This is a genomic window from Acidiferrobacteraceae bacterium (genome assembly GCA_037388825.1).
Classification (GTDB): domain Bacteria; phylum Pseudomonadota; class Gammaproteobacteria; order Acidiferrobacterales; family JAJDNE01; genus JARRJV01.
On record JARRJV010000108.1, the window covers coordinates 1 to 5,227 of the forward strand.

The 5,227-nt window shown below is 61.5% G+C and carries 7 protein-coding genes; 6 read left to right on the forward strand and 1 reads right to left on the reverse strand.

The window, feature by feature from the left end:
- From P8X48_12750 to P8X48_12765, 4 genes are all read left to right on the forward strand, one after another.
- On the forward strand, positions 1-680 hold a 680-nt coding region (locus P8X48_12750; protein ID MEJ2108174.1), incomplete at its 5' end, for an HAD-IC family P-type ATPase.
- Positions 677-1,000: a cupredoxin domain-containing protein gene (locus P8X48_12755; protein ID MEJ2108175.1), complete on the forward strand. Its 324-nt coding sequence runs from the start codon at positions 677-679 to the stop codon at positions 998-1,000. The genes P8X48_12750 and P8X48_12755, both read left to right, overlap by 4 nt.
- A 108-nt stretch (positions 1,001-1,108) precedes the next feature.
- Positions 1,109-2,443 carry an FAD/NAD(P)-binding oxidoreductase gene (locus P8X48_12760; protein MEJ2108176.1) on the forward strand — a complete coding sequence of 445 codons (1,335 nt, stop codon included), beginning with the start codon at positions 1,109-1,111 and terminating at the stop codon, positions 2,441-2,443.
- Positions 2,444-2,462: 19 nt separating this feature from the next.
- The gene (locus P8X48_12765; protein MEJ2108177.1) at positions 2,463-3,170 is read left to right on the forward strand and encodes a Rieske 2Fe-2S domain-containing protein; all 708 of its coding nucleotides are present in this window, start codon (positions 2,463-2,465) and stop codon (positions 3,168-3,170) included.
- A 19-nt stretch (positions 3,171-3,189) separates the two neighbouring features.
- On the opposite strand, the gene P8X48_12770 is transcribed toward P8X48_12765, so the two are convergent.
- Positions 3,190-3,654 (reverse strand): CopD family protein, encoded by a 465-nt coding sequence (locus tag P8X48_12770; GenBank protein ID MEJ2108178.1) that lies wholly within the window; start codon positions 3,652-3,654, stop codon positions 3,190-3,192.
- 225 nt (positions 3,655-3,879) lie between these two features.
- On the opposite strand from P8X48_12770, the gene rpe reads away from it, so the two are divergent.
- Positions 3,880-4,569 carry a ribulose-phosphate 3-epimerase gene (gene rpe / locus P8X48_12775; GenBank protein ID MEJ2108179.1) on the forward strand — a complete coding sequence of 230 codons (690 nt, stop codon included), beginning with the start codon at positions 3,880-3,882 and terminating at the stop codon, positions 4,567-4,569.
- Positions 4,570-4,577: 8 nt separating this feature from the next.
- A partial coding sequence (locus P8X48_12780; protein ID MEJ2108180.1) for a phosphoglycolate phosphatase occupies positions 4,578-5,227 on the forward strand: 650 nt, incomplete at its 3' end.

Here is a 5,227-nt window from a genome sequence, read left to right on the forward strand (position 1 = left end):
GTTTACGGCAAGGACATTCATGGCTTCTCCTGTGCCGGCCGGTACCAGCGCAAGCGGTTGGCGTTGCTCACTACGGTGACGGAAAGGCCGCCGGTATTGTTGCGGTAGCGGATCCTGTAAAGGAAGACTCGAAATCGGCGATCGAACGTCTGCATGGACTCGGCATCAAGGTCGTTATGCTTACGGGTGACAACCGCTCCACCGCGGAGGCGGTGGCAAAACAGGTTGGCGTGGACGAGGTGCTGGCCGAGGTTCTGCCCGAGGACAAGGCCAACAAGGTGGCCGAGGTCCAGGCCCGCGGCGGGATCGTCGGTATGGTCGGCGACGGAATCAATGACGCACCGGCCCTGGCCCGCGCCGATGTCGGCTTCGCCATCGGGACCGGAACCGACGTGGCCATCGAGAGTGCAGATGTCACGCTCATGCGTGGGTCCCTCCACGGTGTGCCAGACGCGATCGGCGTGTCCAAGGCAACCGTGCGGAATATCAAGGAAAACCTGTTCGGTGCCTTCGTCTACAATTCACTCGGCATTCCGGTGGCCGCCGGAATTCTGTACCCATTCTTTGGTATCCTGCTCAATCCCATTATCGCCGGCGCTGCCATGGCGATGTCTTCCGTCACCGTAGTGAGCAACGCCAACCGCTTGCGCTGGTACCGGCCGGCACAGGAGAAGCCATGAATGTCCTTGCCGTAAACGTCGGCGCCCTGGCGGTCATCGCGCTTATCGTCTGGTGGTTCTGGTTGTCCAGCCCGCGGGCGAAACAGGAAACCGGGGCTGCGCCCATCGACATCCTGGTGGACAATGGCGTGTATACGCCGGCCCGCATCGAGGTGCCGGCGGGCCGCCCGATCACGCTTCGGTTTCTGCGCAAGGACCCGAGCCCGTGCGCGGAGAAGGTCCTGTTCGACGATCTGTCCGTTGCGGCCGATCTCGCTGTAGACAAACCAACCGACGTGAAGATTCTCGCGAACGAACCCGGCGAGCACGAATTCAGTTAAGTCGTTCGTTAATCCTGCGCTAGCCCTCGCCCATGATCCTTCCCCGGCGGGCAGCTGCGTCACATGCGCATGACATCGGCTTGAATAAACACAACGAGGAGGTGTGTCATGAACAAGTTTTCCCGTCGAAGTTTCTTCAAACTGAGCGGAATTACCGCCGCCGCTGCGGCGACGACTCCGCTGGCTGCCTGCGCCAGCGGCAGCGATATTCCCCACGCCGCCGGCATCACCGGCAAGGCGGCCGATCTGCCCAAGGCCAAGGGCCCGCGTGTGGTGGTCGTGGGCGGCGGCTGGTCCGGGCTGACCATGGCCAAGTACCTGAAGAAGGAACATCCGGACTTCGATGTCGTCCTGATCGAGAAGCGCGGTCTCTTCATGTCCTGCCCCATCACGAACCTGTGGCTGGCGGACCAGGTGAAGCTCGAATTTCTCGACCATAGTTTTCTCGATGCCGCCAAGAACAATAACTACATCTTCTTCAATGCCACGGTGATCGACGTCGACCGCAAGAGTCGCAAGGTCTACACCGAACAGGGGTACCTGAAGTACGAGTACCTGGTGCTGGCTCCGGGCATCGACTACAACTATAGCGCCATCGGTGTCACCGATCCCGTCGACGTGAACACCTTGAAGACAAACTACCCGGCCGGGTTCATGCCGGGCTCGGAGCACCTGTCGATCAAGAACAAGCTGGCGGAGTTCGAGGGCGGCGTTTTCGTGCTGACAGTGCCGCAAGGCAACTACCGTTGCCTTCCGGCGCCATACGAGCGCACATGTATGGTTGCGGCCGAATTCAAGAAGCAGAAGATCAAGGGCAAGGTGCTGCTGCTGGATGGCAACCCGGACATTACCATCAAGAAGGATGGCTTCCATCACGCCTTCGATGAGCTGTACAAGGGGATCGTCGAGTACCAGCCGGGGGCGATAATCAAGTCCGTGGATGTAGCCGGCAAGACCATCAAGACCGAGTTTGATTCCTACAAGTTCGACGATGGCGCCATCTATCCGCGGGTGCGGGCCTCGCGCCTGATCGAGACCCTGGGGCTGGTGAAGCCGGATAGCCCGCAGTTCGAGGCCAACATCGATCCATTCAAATACAACGTGATCGGCGACGAACACGTCTATGTCACCGGCGATGCGCGGCCCATGGGTTTTTCCAAGAGCGGCAATACCTCTAATTCCGAGGCCCATTACGTGGCCAAGGTGATCGCGGCCCATGCCCAAGGCAAGGAGATCCCGTGGGAGAGCCCGCACACGGTTTGCTTCTCCGCGGTCATGATCGATCCGCTCGAATCCATCAGCGTGGACGCGCATTACAAATACAATGAAAAGGAGAAGCACTTCGGCTTCTACGATGTCAAGATGGTCCAGAACTGGAGCGCCGACCGCGGTCAGGCCAACCTGGAATGGGCGCGCGGCATGTATCGGGACATGTTCAGCTAATCGCGGCGACTGAGGTGTTGTGGAAAGAAGAGAGTTCGTAAAGCTGTGCATGACGGCGGCGACCGCAGTCGCCGCCGCGCCCCGGGTTCTGGCCGAGACTGGCGGTTCGCTGCATACCCATGAACGGGCGCAGCTGACAGACCGCCAGGGGCGTCCGCTGACTGCCCACGCCTTGCGGCGTCAGGAGACCTACGTTTTCAACTATCCATACGCGAGCACCCCGTGCTTTCTGCTTCGCCTGAAAGAGCCCGCGCCGGACGGATTGGAACTCAAGCCGAAGGAGGGCTCGCCCTATACGTGGCCCGGCGGGGTCGGTCGTGATCATTCGGTCGTGGCCTTCTCCGCCATCTGTCCGCACCAGCTCTCTTTTCCCTCGGCCGTGCGCAGCGTGATCGACTATCGTCGTGACAAGAGCCAGGCCGCCGGCCGCGCCGGGGTCATCGTCTGTTGTGCCCACGGTAGCGTTTACGATCCGACCCACGGTGCCAGGGTCCTCGGCGGTCCGGCGCCCCAGCCACTGACGACCATTGCACTGGAACATGACCCGAGGACGGATCACCTCTATGCCGTGGGCACGATGGGTATCGAGGTCTTTGACCAGTTCTTTTCCGCCTATCGCAAGGAGCTGAATCAGTACTACGGACGGGGTGCCTATCGTGAGCCTGTCAGCGGGAAGGCTCCCGTCGAAACCATGGACCGCTATACACGCAACCGCATCCACTGCTGAGGCGGAGGGAATCCGCCGCTCAGGACCACGAGGGTCCGCTGACCGCCACGATAATCGTGCAGATCCCGAGGATGAGATTCAGCAGAACCAGCATACGGATCTGGTTCAGCTGATGACCGGCCGCCTGCCAGTCCTGCGCCGCCACCGCGCGGTTCAGGCGTTGGAACGGCGCGAAGAATACGTGCAGGAAAATGGCGATCATCACGAAACCGATCCCCTGCATGATATCCACGTACAGGCGATGGCCGGCCACATCGGCCAGCTCCACGAAGATCATCCAGTAGCCCGTGGCTGGCAGCACCAGGATGGCGGCCCAGACCCAGGGGAAGAAGCGCTGGAAGGTGGCGGCCCACAGGGGCAGGCGCTGAGAGGGTTCCAGGGTCCGGACCGCCGCCGGCCGCAGGGCCATATAGGCGAAGAACATCCCGCCCACCCAGATTACGGCGGACAGAAGGTGCAGCGTCAGGGTGGTTGCGTAGCCCATGGGCGGTCTCCTCGGTAAGCGGCTCAAATGGTCGCCACAGGGTAGCGGGGCGTTTGATCCTGGTAAACCCGCTTTCGGTAGAACACACGGATTGTGGAGGGCTTTTTACCGATCCGGGGCCTTCGGGGCTGCAATGATTCGCCGGTTCAGGTAAATTCCGGCGTTCGCTCGGCCGCACGTGCACCGCGGCCACGGAACCAATTATCAGAAACCAAGGAACAGACCATGGCCGACATGCTGATCGCCCCGTCGATCCTCTCCGCTAATTTTGCCCGCCTGGGCGAGGAAGTGGATAACGTACTCGCCGCTGGCGCCGACATCGTCCACTTTGATGTGATGGACAATCACTACGTCCCGAACCTCACCATCGGTCCGCTGGTATGCGAGGCCCTGCGCACGCATGGCGTGACTGCACCCATCGACGTCCATCTGATGGTCAAGCCGGTGGACCGCATCATCCCCGATTTCGCCAAGGCCGGTGCGACCTACATCACCTTCCATCCCGAGGGATCCGAACACATCGATCGTTCCCTGCAGCTGGTGCGCGACAGCGGCTGCAAGTCCGGGCTGGTATTCAACCCGGCAACGCCGCTGGACTATCTGCACTATGTCATCGACAAGGTGGATATGGTGCTGCTGATGTCTGTGAACCCGGGCTTTGGCGGCCAGAGCTTCATCCCCACCGCGCTGCAGAAGCTACGCGACGCCCGCCGCATCATCGACGAAAGCGGGCGCGACATCCGGCTGGAGATCGACGGGGGCGTGAAGGTGGACAATATTCGCGAGATTGCCGAGGCCGGGGCCGACACCTTCGTGGCCGGGTCCGCGATCTTCGGGGCGGGCAAGGACAGCGATCCCAATCATTATGATTCGGTGGTCGCGGCCATGCGTGCCGAACTGGCGAAAGCGGGATAGGGGCAACCATGGGTTCAGCCAGCCTGTCCGCGAATGCTGCATTTCAGCTGCCCCTGACCGTGGGCATGGTGCTCGTGGATCTGGACGGTACCCTGATCCATACTGCTCCGGACCTGGCCGCCAGCGCCAACCGCATGCTGGAGGCTCTGGGTATGGCCACCCACGACCAGGCTAGGGTGGAGACCTGGATCGGCAACGGGGTCAGCCGGCTGGTGAAGCGGGCCCTGACCGGCGACATGGATGCCGAGCCCGAGGCCGAGTTGTACGATCGGGCGTACCCGTTGTTCCTGCAGTTTTACGGCGAGCAGGTAGCAGACCGCAGCCGACCCTACCCCGGCGTGATCGAAGGCCTGGAGGCGCTCAAGACGGCGGGGTTTGGACTGGCCTGTATTACCAACAAGGCCGAGGAATTTACGGTGCCGCTGTTGAAGGCCCTGCAGCTGGACGGCTACTTCAGTCTGGTTTTGTCTGGCGACAGCCTGGCGAAGAAGAAGCCGGACCCGTTGCCGCTGCTACATGCCTGTGAGCACTTCGGTGTGACGCCGGAGCATGCGGTACTGGTGGGAGACTCGGTCAATGATACCCAGGCCGCCCGTAATGCCGGCATGCCTGTTATTCTGGTCAGCTACGGGTATAATCGTGGCCAGGATGTGCGGGA